At 65.8% G+C, this 20,351-nt stretch carries 24 protein-coding genes; 17 read left to right on the forward strand and 7 right to left on the reverse strand.

The features are described from left to right. Positions 1 to 2 precede the first annotated feature (2 nt). Together cobT and AC1ROK_RS22290 are read right to left on the reverse strand one after the other, a co-directional pair. On the reverse strand, positions 3 to 1,016 hold the full coding sequence (cobT, locus tag AC1ROK_RS22285; protein WP_492851002.1) for a nicotinate-nucleotide--dimethylbenzimidazole phosphoribosyltransferase: 1,014 nt from the start codon (positions 1,014 to 1,016) through the stop codon (positions 3 to 5). A gap of 67 nt (positions 1,017 to 1,083) precedes the next feature. Next, a complete protein-coding gene (locus AC1ROK_RS22290; RefSeq protein WP_492851004.1) occupies positions 1,084 to 1,548 on the reverse strand; it encodes an SRPBCC family protein in 465 nt (154 codons plus the stop codon). 61 nt (positions 1,549 to 1,609) lie between these two features. Here AC1ROK_RS22290 and AC1ROK_RS22295 point away from each other — a divergent pair, with 61 nt between their 5' ends. Next, positions 1,610 to 2,464, forward strand: coding sequence for an adenosylcobinamide-GDP ribazoletransferase (locus AC1ROK_RS22295; protein ID WP_492851006.1), 855 nt, complete (start codon positions 1,610 to 1,612; stop codon positions 2,462 to 2,464). A 146-nt stretch (positions 2,465 to 2,610) separates the two neighbouring features. Here the strand turns inward: AC1ROK_RS22295 and AC1ROK_RS22300 are convergent, their stop codons facing one another. Next, positions 2,611 to 3,243 carry a glutathione binding-like protein gene (locus tag AC1ROK_RS22300; protein WP_492851008.1) on the reverse strand — a complete coding sequence of 211 codons (633 nt, stop codon included), beginning with the start codon at positions 3,241 to 3,243 and terminating at the stop codon, positions 2,611 to 2,613. 118 nt (positions 3,244 to 3,361) lie between these two features. Between AC1ROK_RS22300 and AC1ROK_RS22305 the strand changes: the two genes are divergently transcribed. From AC1ROK_RS22305 to AC1ROK_RS22315, 3 genes are all read left to right on the forward strand, one after another. Continuing rightward, a complete protein-coding gene (locus tag AC1ROK_RS22305) occupies positions 3,362 to 4,249 on the forward strand; it encodes a LysR family transcriptional regulator (RefSeq protein ID WP_492851010.1) in 888 nt (295 codons plus the stop codon). A 109-nt stretch (positions 4,250 to 4,358) separates the two neighbouring features. After that, positions 4,359 to 5,045 carry a retropepsin-like aspartic protease family protein gene (locus tag AC1ROK_RS22310; RefSeq protein WP_492851012.1) on the forward strand — a complete coding sequence of 229 codons (687 nt, stop codon included), beginning with the start codon at positions 4,359 to 4,361 and terminating at the stop codon, positions 5,043 to 5,045. A gap of 41 nt (positions 5,046 to 5,086) precedes the next feature. Beyond that, on the forward strand, positions 5,087 to 5,578 hold the full coding sequence (locus tag AC1ROK_RS22315; protein ID WP_492851014.1) for a nucleoside deaminase: 492 nt from the start codon (positions 5,087 to 5,089) through the stop codon (positions 5,576 to 5,578). A 155-nt stretch (positions 5,579 to 5,733) separates the two neighbouring features. On the opposite strand, the gene dusA is transcribed toward AC1ROK_RS22315, so the two are convergent. After that, a complete protein-coding gene (gene dusA / locus AC1ROK_RS22320) occupies positions 5,734 to 6,732 on the reverse strand; it encodes a tRNA dihydrouridine(20/20a) synthase DusA (RefSeq protein WP_492851016.1) in 999 nt (332 codons plus the stop codon). 109 nt (positions 6,733 to 6,841) lie between these two features. On the opposite strand from dusA, the gene AC1ROK_RS22325 reads away from it, so the two are divergent. The 7 genes from AC1ROK_RS22325 (at position 6,842) to AC1ROK_RS22355 (ending at position 13,282) form a co-directional block, all read left to right on the forward strand. Then, positions 6,842 to 7,306, forward strand: coding sequence for a MarR family winged helix-turn-helix transcriptional regulator (locus tag AC1ROK_RS22325; protein ID WP_492851018.1), 465 nt, complete (start codon positions 6,842 to 6,844; stop codon positions 7,304 to 7,306). Positions 7,307 to 7,308: 2 nt separating this feature from the next. Beyond that, positions 7,309 to 8,460, forward strand: coding sequence for an HlyD family secretion protein (locus AC1ROK_RS22330; RefSeq protein ID WP_492851020.1), 1,152 nt, complete (start codon positions 7,309 to 7,311; stop codon positions 8,458 to 8,460). A 1-nt stretch (position 8,461) separates the two neighbouring features. Then, positions 8,462 to 10,015 (forward strand): DHA2 family efflux MFS transporter permease subunit, encoded by a 1,554-nt coding sequence (locus AC1ROK_RS22335; protein WP_492851022.1) that lies wholly within the window; start codon positions 8,462 to 8,464, stop codon positions 10,013 to 10,015. 60 nt (positions 10,016 to 10,075) lie between these two features. After that, a complete protein-coding gene (locus AC1ROK_RS22340; protein ID WP_492851024.1) occupies positions 10,076 to 10,423 on the forward strand; it encodes a winged helix-turn-helix transcriptional regulator in 348 nt (115 codons plus the stop codon). A 200-nt stretch (positions 10,424 to 10,623) separates the two neighbouring features. Then, on the forward strand, positions 10,624 to 11,898 hold the full coding sequence (locus tag AC1ROK_RS22345) for an NAD(P)/FAD-dependent oxidoreductase (RefSeq protein ID WP_492851026.1): 1,275 nt from the start codon (positions 10,624 to 10,626) through the stop codon (positions 11,896 to 11,898). A 38-nt stretch (positions 11,899 to 11,936) separates the two neighbouring features. Beyond that, entirely contained in the window at positions 11,937 to 12,806 is an 870-nt protein-coding gene (locus AC1ROK_RS22350; protein WP_492851028.1) for an AraC family transcriptional regulator, read from the forward strand. A 65-nt stretch (positions 12,807 to 12,871) separates the two neighbouring features. After that, the gene (locus tag AC1ROK_RS22355) at positions 12,872 to 13,282 is read left to right on the forward strand and encodes a VOC family protein (protein WP_492851030.1); all 411 of its coding nucleotides are present in this window, start codon (positions 12,872 to 12,874) and stop codon (positions 13,280 to 13,282) included. Positions 13,283 to 13,340: 58 nt separating this feature from the next. Here AC1ROK_RS22355 and AC1ROK_RS22360 read toward each other — a convergent pair whose 3' ends face one another. Continuing rightward, on the reverse strand, positions 13,341 to 13,550 hold the full coding sequence (locus AC1ROK_RS22360; protein ID WP_055879654.1) for a cold-shock protein: 210 nt from the start codon (positions 13,548 to 13,550) through the stop codon (positions 13,341 to 13,343). A gap of 194 nt (positions 13,551 to 13,744) precedes the next feature. Beyond that, positions 13,745 to 15,133: a M24 family metallopeptidase gene (locus AC1ROK_RS22365; protein ID WP_492851033.1), complete on the reverse strand. Its 1,389-nt coding sequence runs from the start codon at positions 15,131 to 15,133 to the stop codon at positions 13,745 to 13,747. A gap of 194 nt (positions 15,134 to 15,327) precedes the next feature. Between AC1ROK_RS22365 and AC1ROK_RS22370 the strand changes: the two genes are divergently transcribed. The 6 genes from AC1ROK_RS22370 to AC1ROK_RS22395 all read left to right on the forward strand — a co-directional run bounded on the left by AC1ROK_RS22370 (position 15,328) and on the right by AC1ROK_RS22395 (position 19,437). Next, on the forward strand, positions 15,328 to 16,224 hold the full coding sequence (locus AC1ROK_RS22370; RefSeq protein ID WP_492851035.1) for a metal ABC transporter substrate-binding protein: 897 nt from the start codon (positions 15,328 to 15,330) through the stop codon (positions 16,222 to 16,224). Next, positions 16,221 to 17,138, forward strand: coding sequence for a manganese/iron ABC transporter ATP-binding protein (locus tag AC1ROK_RS22375; RefSeq protein WP_492851037.1), 918 nt, complete (start codon positions 16,221 to 16,223; stop codon positions 17,136 to 17,138). Before AC1ROK_RS22370 ends, AC1ROK_RS22375 begins: the two co-directional genes overlap by 4 nt. After that, positions 17,135 to 17,992, forward strand: coding sequence for a metal ABC transporter permease (locus AC1ROK_RS22380; protein WP_492851039.1), 858 nt, complete (start codon positions 17,135 to 17,137; stop codon positions 17,990 to 17,992). Before AC1ROK_RS22375 ends, AC1ROK_RS22380 begins: the two co-directional genes overlap by 4 nt. Then, entirely contained in the window at positions 17,992 to 18,837 is an 846-nt protein-coding gene (locus tag AC1ROK_RS22385; RefSeq protein ID WP_492851041.1) for a metal ABC transporter permease, read from the forward strand. The genes AC1ROK_RS22380 and AC1ROK_RS22385 overlap by 1 nt, the downstream gene beginning before the upstream one ends. Positions 18,838 to 18,909: 72 nt before the next feature. After that, the gene (locus AC1ROK_RS22390) at positions 18,910 to 19,140 is read left to right on the forward strand and encodes a type II toxin-antitoxin system CcdA family antitoxin (RefSeq protein WP_492851043.1); all 231 of its coding nucleotides are present in this window, start codon (positions 18,910 to 18,912) and stop codon (positions 19,138 to 19,140) included. Further along, entirely contained in the window at positions 19,141 to 19,437 is a 297-nt protein-coding gene (locus AC1ROK_RS22395; RefSeq protein WP_492851045.1) for a CcdB family protein, read from the forward strand. Here AC1ROK_RS22395 and AC1ROK_RS22400 read toward each other — a convergent pair. Continuing rightward, a complete protein-coding gene (locus AC1ROK_RS22400; protein ID WP_492851047.1) occupies positions 19,434 to 20,351 on the reverse strand; it encodes a DMT family transporter in 918 nt (305 codons plus the stop codon). The genes AC1ROK_RS22395 and AC1ROK_RS22400 overlap by 4 nt on opposite strands.

A 20,351-nucleotide genomic window follows, 5' to 3' on the forward strand; every position in this document is an offset into this window, starting at 1 on the left:
GGCTAGGCCTCCTTGTCGCTGACCCCGGCGCTGCCGAAGGTGGCCATGTTGTTGTGGAGATGCAGTGCGGTCTTGGCAAGTACGGCGGCGAGCGCGGCGCCGCTCCCCTCCCCCAACCGCATGCCGAGGTTGAGCAAAGGGCGCTTCCCCATCGCCTCGAGGGCACGGCCATGGGCATGCTCGCCTGACAGGTGGCCGAAGATGCAATGTTCGATCGCCTCCGGGTTCACCGCCTGCGCGATTGCGGCGGCAGCGGTGGCGACGAAGCCGTCGACAATGACCGGGATCTTCTGCTGGCGGGTCGAGATGATGGCGCCGAGCATGGCGGCGATCTCGCGGCCACCGAGGCGAGCGAGGATGGCGAGTGGATCGGTCAGCGCGTCCTTGTGCAGCGCCAGGGCGCGATCCACCGCATCAGCCTTGCGGGCGAGGCCGGCATCGTCGACGCCGGTGCCACGGCCGACCCAGTCGGCGCCGGTACCGCCGAACAGCGCGGCATAGATGGCGGCGGCGACGGTGGTGTTGCCGATGCCCATCTCGCCGATGGCGAGCAGGTCGGGCTTGCCGGCCACCGCTTCCATGCCATAGGCGACGGTGGCGGCGCACATGCGATCGTCCATCGCGGCGGTGCGGGTGATGTCGCCGGTGGGCAGTTCCAGCGCCAGTTCGAAGACCCGCAGGTTGAGCTCGTGCAGGGCGCAGATCTGGCTGATGGCGGCGCCGCCGGCAGTGAAGTTGGCGACCATCTGCGCTGTCACTTCGCGCGGAAAGGCGGAGACGCCCTGATCGGTGACGCCGTGGTTGGCGGCAAAGATCGCGACCATCGGGTTATCGAGGGTGGGTTTGGCCTTGCCCTGCCAGCGGCCGAGGAACTCGACCAGGTGCTCCAGCTCACCGAGCGAGCCCGGCGGCTTGGTAAGCTGGCGATCACGCTGGCGGATGGCGGCGACGGCGCTTTCATCGCCGGAGGGCGCGATGTGCAACAGGTCGATGATGTCGGCGAAGGGGGAAGGCAATTTCGGCTCCGGCTCAGGGGATGCCACTCATGGGCGAGTCCTGTCCCAAGAGTCCAGCGCGATCGGCTCAGCCGATCCCCAAGCGGGCCTTGAGATCAGTCTCCCCCCAGCCCATCAGCACGTTATGGTTCCAGGCGAAGACCGGATGCAACACCGGCGCCAGGCTTCGCATCCAGGGCTTACCCAGGTCGACGCGCCAATCGTAGCGCACTGCCGTTCCGGCTCCCTCGGCGAGGAGGGTCCAGAGCCCCACGCCGCTGAGCTCGCCACTGGCACGGCCTTCGATCAGGTGCATCGGCTCGATACGGGTCGAGAGGACATCGAAGGTGATGCTGTAGGGCAGCGCCGTCGCCCAGGTCAGACGGCGGAGGGCCCCGACACCACCGGCACCGCCCTCGCGGAGCCGCTCTACCTTGCGAACGGCGCGCCACCACGAAGGCCAGGCATCGACATCGACGATCTCCGGCCAGACCCGGTCCAGCGGCGCAGCAATCCGCCAATGCGACACCAGCTCGAACGCAGTGACACTCATCTTGCATTGCCCCCTCGGCTGAAGGACAAGCGAACATCGACCCATGGCAAGGGAACTGCAAGTGAGCGACGACGCGCCTCGGACGCCCCCGCGGCAGGACAACTATCGCCCAGGCGCAGAGCCTCAGCCGCCGCAGCCCGAAGCCTATGGCTGGCGCCTGGCGGATGATCTGATCATGGGCCTCAGGTTCTTCTCGCGGCTGCCGACCGGCGACAGCCCGTTCGAGCAGCCGAACCTTAACCGCATCGCGGTGGGGCTCAGCTTCACCAGTGTCGCCATCGGGTTCCTGCCGGCGTTGCTGATGATGATTGTCGCCTGGCTTGGCGTGCCGAGCTATTTCGCGGCGACGCTGGGGGTCGCCGCGATGCTGGCGGCCACCGGCGCGATGGCGGACGATGCGCTGGCGGACAGCGCCGATGGATTGATCGGCGGGGCAACGATCGAGCGGCGGCTCGAGATCATGAAGGACAGCCGGCACGGCACCTATGGGGTGGCGGCGATCGGGCTCTATCTGCTGCTGCGGGTGACGGCGATCGGCGCCGTGGCGGCGTACAATCCGCTGGCCGCCGGCGCGATCTGGCTGGCGTCGACGGTGATCGGGCGCTCGGCTTCGCTATGGGTGAGCGTCGCGCTGCCCAATGCCCGCGAGGGCGGGGCTTCGGCCTCGGTTGGACGGGTGTCACGGCGGGCGTTCTTTGCCGGCATCGGGTTTGCCGTACTGCTGACCTTCGTGCTGGCGGCGCCGTTCACCAGCGTGGTCGCGGTGATCCTGTCGCTCGCCGCGGCGGCAAGCGTCGCGGCGGCGTGGGTGTGGACCTGCCGCAAGCTGATCGGCGGGCAGACCGGCGACCTGATCGGGGCGTTGCAGGCGTTGATCGAGGTCGTCGTGCTGACCGTGCTGCTGGTTTTTGTCTAGTTCACCTCCCAACGGGGCGCTAGCTCCCCTCCCCCTTGAGGGGAGGGGTTGGGGGTGGGAGTGGTGAGGGACGCTCGGTGCTGACTGCACCACCCCCTCCCTCAATCCCTCCCCTCAAGGGGGAGGGAGGCCGAGCCACCGGAGTACTAGGCCGCCTGCGCGGTCGGGCTGACGGAGTGGAGCTTGAGCGCGGCGCGGACCTGCGGGCGAGCTTTCATCCGTTCGAACCAGGCACCGATGTTGGGGAAGCCGGTCAGCGGAGTGTTGGCTGCAGCGGCCCAGTTGACCATCACGAACAGGTAGGCGTCAGCGACGGTGAAGCTCTCGCCCAGCAGCCAGGTCTTGCCGGCGAGCTGCTGCTCGACGATGGCGTAGCGGGCGGCGACGCGTTTGCGGGCATAGTCCTGCGCCGCAGCCCCGACCTCGGGGTGGAACAGCCAGGGCGAGTAGGTCTTGTGCAGTTCGGTGCCGAGGAAGGTCAGCCACTGGTTGAGTTCCCGCCGCTCCGTCGTGCCTTGTGCCGGCGCCAACCCGGCCGCCGGGTTCAGGTCGGCGAGATATTGCAGGATGATGCCGGCTTCGCTCACCTCGGTGCCATCGTCCAAGCCGAGCAGCGGCACATAGTTGCGGGCGTTGACCTCAGTGTAGAGCAGGCCATCGGCCAAAGTGTGCGGTTCGCCGAGGATGTCGACATAGACGAGGTCCAGCGCGATCCCGGCTTCGGCGGCGGCAATTGCCGGGGCGAGCGAGCATCCGTAGGGGTGGTAATAGAGCTGCATTTCAGTCTCTCCGGTTGGTGATGCCGAAGAGCTAGTCGCCGCACCCGCGAAAGGCGAATGGCGATTTTGCCATCAGCATTTGCATGATTGCAAGCGCCTGACATGCTATGCCAACGGTATGGAAAACTGGAACGACCTGAAGCTGGTGCTCGCCATCGCCCGTGCCGGCACTCTCGGCGGCGGCGCCACGGCGCTCGGCGTCAACCATTCCACCGCCTTCCGGCGGCTCAACACGCTGGAGGAGAAGCTCGGAGTGCGGCTGTTCGAGCGGTTGCCAGGCGGCGTGTACCAGACAACGACCGAGGGTGAACGGGTCGCCACCACCGCCGAGCGGGTGGAGACCGAGGCCGACGCCCTGAGCCGCGAGGTCGGTGGCCGCGACCAGCGGCTGGTTGGCGCGCTGCGGGTCACCTCATCGGAGACGCTGGCCTATAGCGTGCTGACCGAGCAACTGGCGCGGTTCCGCGCGCTACAGCCGGGGATCGTGGTCGAACTGGTCGTCGACAATCGGGTGCTGAGCCTCAGCCGGCGTGAGGCGGACATTGCCCTCAGGGTGACGCGGCCCAAGGAGCCGGACCTGTTCGGACGCAAGCTCGCCGATATCGCCTGGGCCATTTATGGCGCGCCATCGCTCGGACCGCTAGACGACATTGCCGGGCGCGACTTTATCGGCTGGGGCGCCGAGGTGACAGGAATCGCGGCTGCCGACTGGCTGGGCGAGAAGATCGAGCCGCGTCATATCGTCTATCGCGCCAACAGCCTGATCAACCAGTTCACCGCCGCCAAGGCCGGAATTGGCTATGCGATGCTGCCCTGCTACCTCGGTGACATCGAGCCGGGCCTCGTTCGCGCCGGCTCTGGACCGGTCATCGAGTTGACACGCGAGCTCTGGATCGTCACCCATGCTGACCTCAGGAAGACGGCGCGAGTCAGGGCCTTCTTCGATATCGTCGGCGACGGGCTGGTCGCGCAGAGTTCACTGTTCTCCGGCCTGCGCGGTGCTTGAATTGCGCCTGGGGCTCCCCATTATCGTGGAGAGCGCCGTCGCTTGATAGTCGCGCTTTCGAGGTGGAAAAGTCTCACAACTTTTCCTGAAAGCGCTCTAAGGGATCTGCATGCTGTTCATTGGTTTCGCCCTCGTCATCGCCATCGGACTGGCCCTGCTGGTCAGCGCCGATGCCGGGTCGATGGTCGGCCTCACGCAGGACCAGCTCGGGCAGTTGCTGCCGCTGGTTGCGATCCTGATCTTCATCGCCGGCGGGCTGTTCTCGCGGCGCTACAAGTTTTCCGAGCTGTTCGGCAACCTGGTGCTGTGGGCCGGTATCTTCGGTGTGGTGCTGGTCGGCTACACCTATCGCGATGACCTGACCCTGGTGGCGTCGCGAGTGTTCGGCGAGCTGATGCCGGGGATCGCGGTGGTTGACGGCGAACGTGGCACCGCCACCTTCCGCGGCGGTCGCGACGGGCACTTCCAGATCAACGCCACGATCAACGGCGCCGACGTGCACACTATCTTCGACACCGGCGCCAGCGCCGTCGTGCTGACGCAGGACGACGCACAGAAGGCCGGCTACGCGACGGAAACCTTGCGCTACGACATCTCGGTCTCCACTGCCAACGGCACGGGCAAGGCGGCGGCGGTGACGCTCGACCAGGTGGAGGTGGGTGGGATCGTGCGCAACAATGTGCGTGCTTTCATCGCCGAACAGGGCGCGCTGGAGCGGAGCCTGCTCGGCATGACCTTCCTCGGCACGCTCAGCCGCTATGCGGTGAGTGGCAACGCGCTCGAACTGGTCGACTGAGCGGTACTGAGGCATAGTCTGCCGAGATCACGGAGACCTCGATGCCACAACGCCCCTACGACGAAACCCTGCTGCGCCAATCCTTTGCCGTCGCCAAACGCTCGCGCGATGGCGGCGACCATCCGTTCGGTTCGCTCCTGGCCGACAGATCCGGCAAGGTGCTGCGCGAGCAGGGGAACGGCTACAGCTCGGAGGGCGGCGACCGGACGGCGCACGCGGAAAAGCTGCTGGCCTCGTGGGCGGCCAGGAACCTCAGCCTGGAAGAGCTGAAGGACTGCACGCTCTATACCTCGGCCGAGCCCTGCGCCATGTGCTCAGGCGCCATCTACTGGGCCGGCATCGGCCGGGTAGTGTTCGGCCAGACCGAGCGCGACCTCAAGGCGCAGACCGGTGCGCACGAGGAGAACCCGACGCTGGACCTGCCGTGTCACATCGTGTTCGAAGCCGGGCAGCGTCCGACCGAGATCGTCGGCCCGCTGCTGGCCGAGGAAGCCGCGCAGTTGCAGGCGGATTTCTGGAACGACAAGGGGTGAGGCTGAGCAAGCGGCCTCACCCTCATCCGGGCTTCGCCCACCTTCTCCCATCAAGGGAGAAGGCCTGACTGCGATGCTGGTGGAGGACCCTTCTCCCCTCGTGGGAGAAGGTGCCCGAAGGGCGGATGAGGGGGAGCCCCCGGGGATAGTATCAGCTAAACCGCCAGCTGCAGCTCCGGCTCCAGCGCCTCGAACGCCCGCATGATCACCTCCGGCCCTGCCCCCTTGCGCGCCGCGTCGACGCTGAGGGTCTGGCGGAAGGTGCGGGCGCCGGCGCGGGCGTTGGCGAGGCCGAGCATGTGGCGGGTGATGTTGTTGAGCCGCGCGCCATTGCCGATCTCGCGCTCGGCGTAGTCGGCCATCGCGACCATCACATCGTGCAACTCGATCGACTTCTTCGGCGCGCCGAAGAAGCGCTCGTCGACCAGGGTCAGCAGCATCGGCTCATGGTAGGCGACGCGGCCGAGCATGACGCCCGACATGTGCGCCATATGCGCCTCGGCATCCTTGATGGTCTTGATGCCGCCATTGATCATCACCGGCAGCGGCTTGAGGCGCTCGGCGAGGCGATAGACGCGCGGATAGTCGAGCGGCGGGATCTCGCGGTTCTCCTTGGGGCTGAGGCCCTTGAGCCAGGCCTTGCGGGCGTGAACGTAGAGCGCGTCGACGCCGGCCGCGACCATGGCGTCGGCGAAACGGTCGAGGCTCTCCTCGGTGTCCTGGTCGTCGATGCCGATGCGGCACTTCACCGTCACCGGCACGTCGGTGACATCGCGCATGGCGCGAACGCATTCGGCGACGAGCTCGGGTTCCGCCATCAGGCAGGCGCCGAAGCGGCCGGACTGCACCCGATCGGACGGGCAGCCGACATTGAGGTTGATCTCGCGATAGCCGAACGCGGTGGCGATGCGGGTCGCCTCGGCCAGCTCCTTCGGATCGGAACCGCCAAGCTGCAGCGCCACCGGCTGCTCCACCTGATCGAAGCCCAACAGCCGTTCGCGCGGGCCGTGCACCACCGCCGCGCTGGTCACCATCTCGGTGAACAGCAACGCGTGCGAGGTGAGGAGCCGGTGCAGATAGCGGCAATGCCGATCCGTCCAGTCCATCATGGGCGCTACGGAGAAGCGGCGCGCGGTTGCGAGGTCATGAGCCATGGTCCGCAAATAGGGCATGCGGGGCAAAAATGCCAGCCATGCAGATTTAGCTTGGTTTCTAATAGTTCCACGCGTTGACGTCGTATGTGCACTTATTATATGTGCACTTATGAAATCGAACCTGAGCTACAAGCACCAGGCCCCGATGGGCTACCTGATCCATGAAGTCGCCCGGCTGATGAAGCGCCGCTTCGAGGAGGAAGCGAAGATGCACGGCATCACGCTGCCGCAGTGGCGCGTACTGGCGCAGATCGCGCTCAACGACGGGATTACTCAAGTGGCGCTGGCAACCGCGGCCGACACGGACCCGATGACGATCTCGGGCGTGCTCGACCGGCTGGAGAAGCGCGGCCTGATCGACCGCTACCCCGACCCCACCGACAGCCGCGCCAAACTCGCCCGGTTGACGGCCGAGGGCGAAGAGATCTTCACCACCGCCCGCAAGGTCGGGCTGGCGATGTACGAGGCCGCGCTCGAGGGGGTCACCCCCGAGGAACGGCAGACGGTGATCACTGCCCTCTCCAAAATGCGCGAAAACCTATCCGGCCAGACGGCCGATCTCGAGGAAGTCTGATTATGAACGCCCGCGTTACCCCCCCTGCCCCCGGCGAAGCCAAGCCGGTCACCACATCAGCCGTTGAAGCCGGCAAGCCCGAGGCTGCAGCTCCGGCAGCGCCTGAGGCTCCCGCCAAGAAGAAGCGCTCGGGCCGGCGGCTCGCGCTGATGCTGGCGGTGCCCGTGGTGCTGGCGGCAGGCGGCGGCTATTTCTGGCTGACCGGCGGGCGCTATGTCGAAACCGACAACGCCTATGTGCAGCAGCCCAAGGTGTCGATCTCGTCCGACGTTGCCGGCCGCATCGTCTCGGTGGCGGTCAAGGACAACCAGCAGGTGAAGGCTGGCGACACGCTGTTCGCCATCGATCCCGAACCCTATCGCATCGCGCTCAACCAGGCCGACGCGGCGCTCGCCACGGCGCGGGTGAATGTCGAGCAGCTGCGCGTGGGCTATTCGATCGCCAATGCCAAGCTCGAGGCTGCCAACGCCACCCTCGAGATCCGTCAGAAGGAGTGGGACCGAGCCTCGAACCTGCAGAAGCAGGGCATCTCGGCGGAGTCGGCGCTCGATGACTCGCGGCTGGCGCTGCAGCAGGCCCAGAGCAATGTGGCGCTCGAGCAGCAGGACGTGGCCAATGCCACCGCGGCGCTCGGCGGCGACCCCAGCATCCAGACCGATGACCATCCGGCGGTGCGCGCTGCCCTCGCGGCACGCGACAATGCGCAGCGCAGTCTCGACAAGAGCACAGTGCTGGCTCCCGCGGACGGCATCGTCAGCCAGGTCGCAAGCCTCAACGTCGGCCAGTTCATCAATACCGGCTCGACCATCGCGACGCTGGTCGAAACCGGCGATACCTGGGTCGAGGCCAACTTCAAGGAAACGCAGCTGACCACGCTCGCTGTCGGCATGCCGGCCGAGGTGAAGGTCGATGCCTATCCAGGCCTCGCGATCGAATGTCAGGTCGCCTCGATCGGCGCGGCGACCGGTGCCGAGTTCGCACTGATCCCGGCGCAGAACGCCACCGGCAACTGGGTGAAGGTCACGCAGCGCGTGCCCGTCAACATCGCCTGCGATACCGGCACCGACCTGCTCCGGGCGGGCATGAGCGCCACCGTCAACGTCGACACCAAGCCCGCCGGGGCCCAGGCTGCCGAAAGCCAGAAGGCGCTCTAAAATGGCCGCCGCCGCCGCCGCTGTCTCGGCCCCCACGGTCGTCGTCAAGAACAAGGGCCTGCTCACCGCCGCCATCATGGTGGCTGTGATCATGCAGGTGCTCGACACCACGATCGCCAATGTCGCCCTGCCCCATATGCGCGCCAGCCTCGGCGCGTCGCAGGACGAGATCAACTGGGTGCTGACTTCCTACATCGTCGCGGCGGCCATCGCGACGCCGCTGACCGGCTGGTTCTCCGACCGTTTCGGCCGGCGCAACCTGCTGCTTGCGGCGGTCGTCGGCTTCACCGCGGCGTCGCTGCTCTGCGGCATCGCCACCAACCTCGCGCAGATGGTGGCGTTCCGCGTCATCCAGGGGATCTGCGGCGCCATGCTGGTGCCGCTGGCCCAGGCGACGATGATGGACATCAACCCGCGCGAACAGCTCGGGCAGGCGATGGCGATCTTCGGCGCCGGCATCATGTTCGGGCCGATCATCGGGCCGACGCTGGGCGGTTGGCTGACCGAGACGTTCAACTGGCGCGCGGTGTTCCTCGTCAACCTGCCGGTCGGCATCGTCGCCTTCTTCATGCTGGCGGCCCTGATGCCCAACACGGCAATCAAGATCCGCAAGTTCGATTTCTTCGGCTTCGGCATGCTGGCGCTCGCGGTGGCATCGCTGCAGATGCTGCTCGACCGCGGTCAGGGCGTCGGCTGGTTCGACTCGACCGAGATCTGGCTCTACCTGCTGCTCGCCATCTCGGGCCTGTGGGTATTCATCGTCCATTGCCTCACCGCCGAGAACCCGTTCATGGACATGGGCATGTTCAAGGACAGGAACCTCGTCACCGGGCTGGTGCTGATCTTCATCACCGGCATCACGCTGTTCTCGGGCCTCGCCCTCTTGCCGCCGATGCTGCAGAACCTGATGGGCTTTCCGGTGATCGAGACGGGCCTGCTGATGGGCCCGCGCGGCATCGGCACGATGGTGTCGATGATCATCGTCGGCCGGCTGGTGTCGAAATACGACCCACGCCTGCTGGTGGTCGGCGGCACGCTGCTGATGGGCTACTCGCTCTACATGATGACCGAGTTCGATATCGTCATGGGCTCGGGCCCGATCCTGATCTCGGGGTTCCTGCAGGGCATCGGCATGGGCTTTGTGTTCGTGCCGCTCAACTCGCTGGCCTTCGCCACCATCAATGCGAAGTACCGGGTCGATGCCACGGCGATGTTCAGCCTGATCCGCAATGTCGGCCAGGGTGTCGGCATCTCGGTGGTGACCACGATCCTCGCGCAGATGCAGGTGGTGAACTATGGCGAACTGGCCGAACGGATCACCCTCGACTCCGGTCCGCTACGCGACTTTGCGGCGGCCTATGGCGGGTTCGCCAACGTCATCGGCACCATCCACGGGATGATCACCCAGCAGGCGGCAATGCTCGCCTTCCTCGATGACTTCCACCTGATGATGATCCTGACCTTCGTGTCGCTGCCGATCGTCTTCCTGCTCCGCCGGCCCAAGGCGGCCAAGCCGATGACGGCCGAGGAGCGCGCCCATGCGATGGGCGAATAGCGACCAAGCCCGGCCGCCTCGGCGGCCGGGTGGACCACAACAACTACAGGGTATTACGACATGGCCAGCCAGTTTGAGATTGTTCACGACCTCCTCGATCTCGCCGGTGCCCGCTGGACCGTCGACGTTTTGTCGGTGATGCGGGACGGCAAGCTGCGGTTCAACGAGATTTCCCGTGCCGTCGACGGCATCTCGCAGAAGCAACTGACGCAGACGCTGCGCAACCTGCAGCGGCACGGTTTTGCGGTGCGCGCCGCCTTCGCCACCATCCCGCCGCGGGTCGAGTACGAACTGACCGAACTCGGCCGCGACTTCGCCGCCAGCGTCTACCCGCTCGGCTCGTTCGCCGTGCGTAACCAGCAGAGCATCGAGGCGGCGCGCCGCGATTTCGACGGCTCTGCGGCTTAGCAGACTCCCCCGCCCGATCTTGGTGGGGGCATGGCGCGAAGAGCGCCGGCCGGAGGGAGCCTTACCCCATGCATGATCGTGCAAGGCTCCCTCCGCTCCCTTCCGTGCCTCAGGCGCATGCGAGGCCTGCTCTCACCGTTCATTGAGCATTGCGGATCAAAGACCTACATGCAGTGCGGGCGCTGCAAGTGGGGTTCAAAATGACCAACTCGGCTCAACGGCATCGGGTAGTCGTGATCGGCGGCGGGTTTGGCGGGTTGGCCGCCATCCAGAAGCTGAAAGGCGCCGATGTCGACATCACCGTCATCGACCGGCGCAACCATCACCTGTTCCAGCCGCTGCTCTACCAGGTGGCGACGACCGCCCTCAGCCCGTCGGAAATCGCCTGGCCGATCCGCATGCTGGTGAAGCACCGGCCGGAGGTGACGACGCTGCTCGGCAACGTCACCGGAATCGACAAGGCCGCAAGGTTGGTCGAACTCGAGGATGGCGGGCGGGTACCCTACGACAGCCTGATCATCGCCACCGGGGCGCGGCATGCCTATTTCGGCCATGACGACTGGGAGCCGTTCGCGCCGGGCCTCAAGACGCTCGAAGACGCGACGGCGATGCGGCGCCGGCTGTTGCTGGCCTTCGAGGCGGCGGAGCGCGAGACCGATCCGGACAAGCGCAAGGCGCTGCTGACCTTTGCCATCATCGGCGCCGGCCCGACCGGCGTGGAACTGGCCGGGGCGGTGATCGAGCTGGCCCGGACCACGCTGAAGCACGAGTTCCGCTCGATCCGGCCGGAAGAGGCGCGGGTGATCCTGATCGAGGCCGGACCGCGGGTACTGGCGAACTTCCGCGAGAACCTTTCGGCCTATGCCAAGTCGGCGCTGGAAAAGCTCGGCGTCGAGGTGATGCTGGGTCAGCCGGTCACCGAGGTCACAGCCGACACCGTGCGTTTCGACGGGCACGTGCTCCACGCCAACACCATCATCTGGGCGGCCGGCGTGCTGGCTTCGCCGGCGGCCAGGTGGCTGGGGGTCGAGGCGGATCGCGCCGGGCGGATCAAGGTCGAGCCCGACCTTACCGTCCCCGGCAGCCCCGATATTTTCGCCATCGGCGATACGGTCACGGTGCTGGCGCCGAACGGCAAGCCGGTGCCGGGAATCGGCGATGCCGCCAAGCAGGGCGGCAAGTATGCGGCCTCGGTGATCCGCGCCCGGCTCAAGGGGCAGACGGTCGGCCCGTTCCGCTACAAGCACCTGGGCGACATCGCCACGGTGGGTAAGAGCGCGGCGCTGATCGACTTCGGCTGGATCCAGCTCACCGGCTGGATCGGCTGGTGGACCTGGGGCCTCGCCCATATCTACTTCCTGATCGGGCTCAAGAACCGCATCTCGGTGGCGATCAGCTGGCTGTGGATCTATCTCACCGGCCATCGCAGCGCGCGGCTGATCACCTGGGGCGAGGCCGGCAGCGGCAAGAAGTGAGGTTTTGCCCCACGACCTGGAGGGGCTAGAGTTGCCGGATGGACGAGATGGCCGGCATCGACAGGTTCGATCACGCATCAGAACATGGCCGCTGGACGCTGTGGCGGAAGCGGCCCGCCGCGCTGTTGCGACCGCACGTCATCGAACTCGAGGGCTATGTCGAGAGCGGCGGCACGCCGCTGGTGCGGCGTGAGCTGCCATTTGCGGGCATTCCGCTGATCCTGGTGTTCGAACATCACTTCAGCGTCTTCGATGATGATGGCGCCGAGAGCGTGCGGCTGGGACAGGGGTTTATCGCCGGTCTCACCGATCAACCGACGCTGGTCGGCTCGCCGGGCCACGCCTTCTGCATGCAGGTCAACTTCACCCCGCTCGGCGCACGCCGCATCCTTGGCCTCAACCTCTATGAGATCGGCGGATTGGTGGTACCGGCCGACGCCGTGCTCGGGGCGGCGTTTCGTGGGCTCGAGGATCGGTTGGCGCATGCCGTCGGCTGGCCGCAGCGCTTCGCCATCATCGAGCGCTACCTGCTCGAGCGGCTCGACCGGAACGCGCCTCCCACGCCGCTGGTCGAGGCTGGTTACACACAGCTGGTCGCGGCCGGGGGGAGGCTCGATATCGCTGGGCTCGCGGCCCGCCTCGAGATCAGCCGCAAGCACCTGGGCACGCTGTTCCGACGCGAGATCGGCATCACACCGAAGGCGGTGGCACGGCTGCTGCGGTTCGAGACGGCACTCGCGGCGCTGCGTTCCGGGCAGGTGCAATCGCTGGCCGACCTCGCCTATGCCTGCGGCTATGCCGACCAGTCGCACTTCAACGGCGAGTTCCGCTCGATGAGCGGCCAATCGCCAACCGCCCTGCTGCGCGCCAGCCTGCCGGATGGAAGCGTGCTGGCGCCGCCGAGGTAACAAATCTCCAAGACCGGGGCAGAGGTCGCGGGCAAGTCTGTCTCCCCTCACAACGGAGAAGAGAGATGGCTTCGACGGTAATCCCCTGCCTCACCTATGAGGACGCACCCGCGATGATCGACTGGCTGTGCGAGAACTTCGGCTTTGCCCGGCATGAGATCAACGGCGACGGCAATGGCGGCATCTCGCATGCCGAACTGCGGCTCGGCGACGGCATGATCATGCTGGGCTCGCCGCATCCGCACACCGAGTTCGGCCGCGCCATCTCGACGCCCGACAAGCTGGGCGGCACGACGCAGAGCCCCTACGTGATCGTCGACGATGTGGATGGGGTCTATGAGAAGGCCAAGGCGAACGGCGCCGAAATCGTCCGCGAGATTCGCGCCGAGAGCTATGGCGGCCGGGGCTTCGCCTGCCTCGACCCCGAGGGGCACCTGTGGAGCGTAGGCAGCTACAGCCCGTGGGCAACGGGCTGAAACAGAGAGGCCGGGCACCTTGCGGTGCCCGGCCTCTCAACTCAAATTTCTACGCCGATCAGGCGGCCGAAATCTCGGTGACGGCGATCTTGCCGGTGCGGCGGTCTTCGCCGGTCTCGAACGAGACCTTCTGGCCTTCGCTCAGGCCGGTCAGGCCAGCGCGCTGCAGAGCGGTGGCGTGCACGAACACGTCCTTCGCGCCGCTGTCAGGCTGAATGAAGCCGTAGCCCTTCTGATCGTTGTAGAATTTGACGGTGCCCTTTTCCATCGGGGGAGTCCCTCTTCGCAGTGATGTGGTGGACAGAACGACATACGATCACCCTGCCCGGTCAGTCGAATTTTGGAAGTCCTATCGTGCGCCTGACCGAGAGCGGGGGCATACGGCCGGAAGTCAGCCAAATGTCGATGCCAAACGAGATAATCGGCGCGGGCAAGATTGGCAAGTGAGCGCGCGCGATCACATCACGCTTTGGAAACGATGCGGTTGGGTGACAGCCAGTATGGTGGCATCGCCCCGGCGAGGTTGGAGAGCGGCAACACCTCGGGCTTCAGCCGGATGCCGAGCACGTCGCCCATGAAGGCGCGGCGCGCTTCGATGCGGCCCCAGACATCAGGGAAATCCACCTTCAGCTCGGCCCTGCCCCGGTCGTCGAGCAGCGCGATGCCGTCCTCGATATTGGCGCCGTAGTAAGGTGGACCGGCCGCCGGGATGATGTCGCACTGTATCGCCTGGCCCGACAGGAACGGTTCCTTCGAGCCCGGATAGACCTGGGTGTTCATCCACTCGTCGAGGTGAATCAGGTGGCCGGGGTTGAGCACCAGTTTGAAGAACGGCGTATCGAGGTGACGGCGCGCCAGCGCATCGAGTTCGCCGCCGGTGACCCCGATGCCGATGGTCTCGTACCACTCGGCAGCGCAGGCAAAGTATGGGCCGGCAAGGCGATCGACATAATCGCGAACATTGGTGGGGAGTTCCGACTCATCCTCGACCAGCCAGCCCATGCGGCTCGACAGGCCGCCCCAGTAGCCGACCGCCGAGGTCATCGGGTCGCCCTTTTTGAGCCTCTTGCCCGACGGGCTGTTGAGTCCCACCAGCTTGTCGCCGGACGAGAACATGGTGTGGCAGGAGTGCGGCAGCACGCCGAGACGCATCTGCTGCACCGCGTCGAATTCGCTCATTCCCGGCCGCACATTGGCGATCAACGCCTTGACGGCCTCCGAGCAGGCGACAGCGCCGAACTCGAACTGGGCAATCTGCACGATCTCGTTGACGGCGCGCAGACCAGTCACCGAGTGCATCAGCAGGGCATTGGCATTCACCACACGGCCGTCGGCGCCGACGATCTGACGCAAAGTGTCGACGATATAGGAAGGGGTCTCGAGCCACGCCTCGGGCTTTGCGGCCTCGTCGGGGCCGAAATACTTCCAGCCGAGCACGCCCACACGCTGGTTCGAGGCGATACCGGCGTTGCGCAACACCTCGGCCAGCGCCGGGGTTTTGGTGCGATCCTGCCCGAGCAGCCCGAACGGGGGATAAAGCCGCGCCTCGACCTCGATGGCGGCATTGGCGGCGCGGCCGAGATTCTCGGGGCCCGCCAACAGGGTCGGGGTGGCGTCGGGGGTGATCAGCAGCAGCGCTTCCTCGAAACGCGGATCGAACCCGGTGATGTAACTGAGGTTCGCCGAGTGCTCGCGGTCGGCATAGACGACCAGCGCATCGAGCCCGGCGGCACGGCGGGCCCGGCCGAGGGCGGCGAAGCGGGCAAGGTAGACGGAACGGTCGAGTTCCGGACGCGTTGCTGGAATGCCGAAGTCAGGCAGCTTGGCGTCGATCAGGCGGAAGGCAGGCATAAGACGAATTCCCCCAAACCCGAGGCGATTTCTTCGCAGCTCGGTGTTTTTCGTAATCGTGGAAGAAACCGCCTGCGAAAGCAACCGCGCGCGGCGCTTTCCCTGCCCGGCAGCAGGAATGCCGCCGAGAGTTGACAAGCGTCGAAAACTAGATGCTATTAAGAACCATTCGCAACAAGAGATTGCCCCGACCGATGATTACGCGCCGCCTCCTCACCGTCCTGGCCCTTGCTCTGTTGGCCGGGACGATGGCCTTGCCCGCTCTCGCCCAGGATAAGTTCAAGGTCGTGACAACCTTCACCATCATCGCCGACATCGCGCGGAACGTCGCGGGCGATGCGGCAGTGGTTGAGTCGATCACCAAGCCGGGCGCCGAGATCCACGGCTATCAACCCGGACCGCGCGACATCGTGAGAGCGCAAGGCGCCAACCTCGTGCTGTGGAACGGCATGAACCTCGAGCAGTGGTTCGTGAAGTTCTTCGAGAACGTGAAGGACGTGCCGCAGGTGGTGGTGAGCGATGGGGTGGAGCCGATGAGCATCGGCGAGGGGCCCTATACCGGCAAGCCCAACCCACATGCCTGGATGTCGCCGAACAACGCGCTGCTCTATGTCGAGAACATCCGCAAGGCGCTGGTGCAGTACGACCCGGCGAACGCCGCGACCTACGACGCAAACGCCGCGGCCTATTCCGCCGAGATCAAGGCGCTCGATGCGCCGCTGCGTGCGCGGCTCGCGCAGATCCCGGCCGAGCAGCGCTGGCTGGTCACCAGCGAGGGCGCGTTCAGCTACCTCACTCGCGACTACGACATGAAAGAGCTCTACCTCTGGCCGATCAACGCCGACCAGCAGGGCACGCCGCAGCAGGTGCGCAAGGTCATCGACGCGGTGCGCGCCAACAAGATCCCGGTGGTGTTCTCCGAGAGCACGGTGTCGGACAAGCCGGCCAAGCAAGTCGCCAAGGAAACCGGCGCCGCCTATGGTGGTATCCTCTACGTCGACTCGTTGAGCGAGGCCGACGGCCCGACGCCTACCTACCTCAAGCTGCTTGAAGTCACCGTCGACACCATCGCCAAGGGATTTGGGAAGTGACCCTCACCGCCAACGTGCCGCATGAGGCATGGAATCCGGCGCCGCAGCCGAGCCTCGAAGTCGAGGGGGTAACGGTCGCCTACCCCAACGGCAACGTGGCGCTGCGTGACGCAACCTTCGGGCTCGGGGCGGGGACCATCGCCGGCCTCGTCGGCGTCAACGGCAGCGGCAAATCCACTTTGTTCAAGGCGATCATGGGTTTCGTGCAGCCGATCGCCGGCGAGGTTCGCATCGCCGGCCTGCCGGTCCGCGAGGCGCTGAAGCGCAACATCGTCGCCTATGTGCCGCAGGCCGAGGAAGTCGACTGGAACTTCCCGGTGCTGGTCGAGGACGTGGTGATGATGGGGCGGCAGGGCCATATGGGCTTCTTCCGCATGCCTTCGGCGCGCGACCGCGAACTGGTTGACCAGTCGCTGGCCCGGGTCGGCATGAGCGACTATCGCAAGCGCCAGATCGGCGAGCTCTCCGGAGGCCAGAAGAAGCGCGTCTTCCTTGCCCGCGCGCTGGCGCAGGAGGGGCGGATCATCCTGCTCGACGAGCCGTTCACCGGGGTCGACGTGCAGACCGAAGCGGCAATCATCGCGCTGATGCAGGAGTTGCGCAGCCAGGGTCACCTGATGCTCGTCTCCACCCATAACCTCGGCAGCGTGCCGGATTTCTGCGACCAGGTGGTGCTGGTCAACCGCACCGTGCTGGCCTTTGGCCCCACCGCCGAAGTGTTCACGCAGGCCAATCTCGAGAGAGCATTCGGCGGCGTATTGCGGCACTTCCAACTGGCCGGCGAAGACCTCCACGACGACAAGGACCAGCGCCGTGTCACCGTGCTCACCGACGACGAGCGCCCGGTGGTGTTCTATGGCGAGAATGGCGGCAGCAAGCCGGCTTCGCCGAGCAAGTCGCGGGACGAGAAATGATCGAGGAACTGCTCGTCCCCTTCAGCTACGACTACATGGTCAAGGCCATGTGGGTGTCGGCGCTGGTCGGCGCCGTGTGCGCCTTCCTCTCGGCCTACCTGATGCTGAAGGGCTGGTCGCTGATCGGTGACGCGCTCGGCCATGCCGTGGTCCCTGGTGTTGCGACGGCCTACCTGCTCGGCCTCCCCTACTCTGCCGGCGCGTTCGTCGCGGGCGGGCTCGCTGCGGCCTCCATGGTGCTGGTGCGGGCCCGCACCCGGCTCAGGGAAGATGCTGTCATCGGCATAATCTTCACCTCGTTCTTTGCCCTGGGCCTGCTCATCGTGTCGCTCAACCCCACAGCCGTCGACGTGCAGGCGATCGTCATGGGCAACATCCTCGGCATTTCGGACGGCGACGTCATCCAGGTGGTGATCATCTCGCTGGTGTCGCTGGCGATCCTCATCCTCAAGTGGAAGGACCTGATGCTGGTGTTCTTCGACGAGAACCACGCGCGCACCGTCGGGCTCAATCCGCGGGCGCTGCAGGTGCTGTTCTTCGCCTTGCTCGCCGCCTGCACCGTTGCCGCGCTGCAGACGGTCGGCGCCATCCTCGTCATCGCCATGGTGGTGACGCCGGGCGCCACGGCTTACCTCCTTACCGACCGGTTCCGGAACCTCCTCGTCATCGCGGTTATCCTCGGCTCGGCCACGGCGGCGGTGGGCGCCTATGTCAGCTTCTTCCTCGACGGCGCGACCGGCGGCGTCATCGTCTCCTTGCAGACGGCGCTGTTCCTCCTCGCCTTCTTCTTTGCTCCCAAGCATGGGCGGCTCGCGGCGCGGCGCCGGGCGCTGCGCGAAGCGGGAGCGAACTGATGGACGCGCTCTACGCCTTCTTCGTCGAGCCGCTGACCTATGACTTCATGCAGCGCGCGCTGATCGTCGCCATCCTCGTCGGCGCGGTCTCGGCGGTGCTGTCGTGCTTCCTGGTGCTGAAGGGCTGGTCGCTGATGGGCGACGCCATCTCGCACGCCGTGCTGCCCGGCATCGTCATCGCCTATGTGATCGGCCTGCCGATCGCCATCGGAGCGTTCGTCGCCGGGCTGTTTGCGGCAGTGAGCACGGGCTACCTCAAGGATAACAGCCGGATTAAGGAAGACACCGCCATGGGCATCGTCTTCACCGGCATGTTCGCGGTGGGGCTGGTGCTGTTCTCGCGCATCGAGACCGACCAGCATCTGAGCCATATCCTGTTCGGCGACATGCTCGGCGTGACCTGGCAGGACCTGATCGAGACGGCCGTCATCGCGCACGGCACGCTGCTGATCGTCCTCGCCAAGCGCCGCGACTTCCTGCTCTATGCCTTTGATCCGCAACATGCCCGGGCCATCGGCCTGCCGGTGAAGCTGCTGCATTACGGCCTGCTCGCCCTGCTCTCGATCACCATTGTCGCCTCGCTCAAGGCGGTCGGCATCATCCTGGTCGTCGCCATGCTGATCGCTCCCGGCGCCATCGGGTTCCTGCTCGCCAAGCGCTTCGAGGCGATGCTCGCCATCGCCATGACCGTCGCCATCGCCTCGGGGGTCCTGGGCACGCTGATCAGCTTCAGCATCAACGGCGCCACGGGCCCGTGTATCGTGCTGATCCAGTCAGCGGTGTTCCTGGTGGCGCTGCTGTTTGCGCCGGGCAGCGGGTTGCTGCGGAAGCGGGCGGCCAACTGACCCAACCAAAGGGCGAACAGCTTGCAAAGTCGTCGAGTATGCGCATATTTATGCGCATACTCGGAGGCAACAATGTCGAATGCGCTGCGTCGCGCCGCCAATCTCTCCATCGACGGCGCCCTCATGGATGAAGCCAAGGCGATGAAAATCAACCTGTCCAGGGCGGCGGAGGTTGGGATTGCCCGCGCCGTGGCGGCTGAAAAGGCGCGACGCTGGTCGGAGGAAAACGCCGACGTGGTCCGGGGCACAAACGAGTACATCGCAAAGCACGGGCTTCCGTTGCAAAAGTACCGCGCGTTCTAGATGGCTCAGTTCGACGTCTTCCGGCTCGGCGACGGAGAACTGGTGCTGGATGTGCAGACTGACCTGCTCGGTGACTTCGACAGCCGTATCGTTGTTCCGTTGATGCTGCCAGACCGAGCGCCACCAAGAAACAAACGGCTGAACCCGCAGCTCGCCATTGAGGGAACGTCGTACGTGATGGTGACCCAGTTCATCATCACGGTCGAGGCGCGGGCACTGCGCAGTCCGATCGACAACCTTGACCGCTACTACGACGAGATCAAATCCGCTTACGACATGATCTTCAACGGCCTCTAGTCCTGCACCGCAACTTCCGTGACCACGCTCTTCGACAGCTGGCGCTCGCGTAGCCAGATGTAGAGGCCGGAGGCCATGACGATCGGCGCACCGATGTAGATCCAGATGTCCGGCGGCTGATTGAAGACGAGCCAACTGGCGCCGGTCATGAAGAAGATCTGCAGGTAGCCGAATGGCGCCAGCACCGAGGCCGGCGCATAGCGGTGGGCCGTGGTGATGAACAGGTGGCCAATCAGCGCCGCGACGCCGATACCGGCAAAGCAAAGCCAGATCACCGGATCGGACGGCCAGGTCCAGCCGCCCAGTGAAAAGGGCAGCACGCAGATCGTCGCCGCACCGGCGGCATAGAACTGCTGCGTCGAGGTGCTGTCGACGCCGGCAAGGCGGCGAGTCGAGAGGTTGTAGAGCGCACTGCAGACGGCGGTGCCCAGCGACAGCAGCACAGCCGGATGGAAAGCCTCGGTCCCCGGTCGCACGATGATCATCACGCCGAGGAAGCCGACACCGATCGCCAGCCAGCGCCGCCAGCCGACCGTCTCCCCCAGCAGCGGGATCGACAGGGCGCACAGGATCAGCGGCATGGTGAAGGAGATCGCCGAGGTGATGGTCAGCGGCAGATAGACCACGGCGATGAAGTTGAAGATGGTCGAGCCGAGCAGGAACAGCCCGCGTCCGACCTCGAGCTTCAAATTCCGCGTCGCCGCCAGCGCCCTGCCCTCGCGCGGCAGGAAGAAGGCCAGCACCAGGATGAACTGGCCGGCATAGCGGACAAACACCACCTCCATCGGCGGCAGCCCGGCCTGCACCATCAGCTTGGCGCAGCTGTCGATCACGGTGTAGCAGAACAAAGCCGCGACCATCAGGCCGATGGCGAATGGACGGCGATCCTCGACGGGTTTCACCAGGCCGGCCAT

It is taken from the genome of Devosia sp. GW821-FHT12F11 (genome assembly GCF_058806655.1).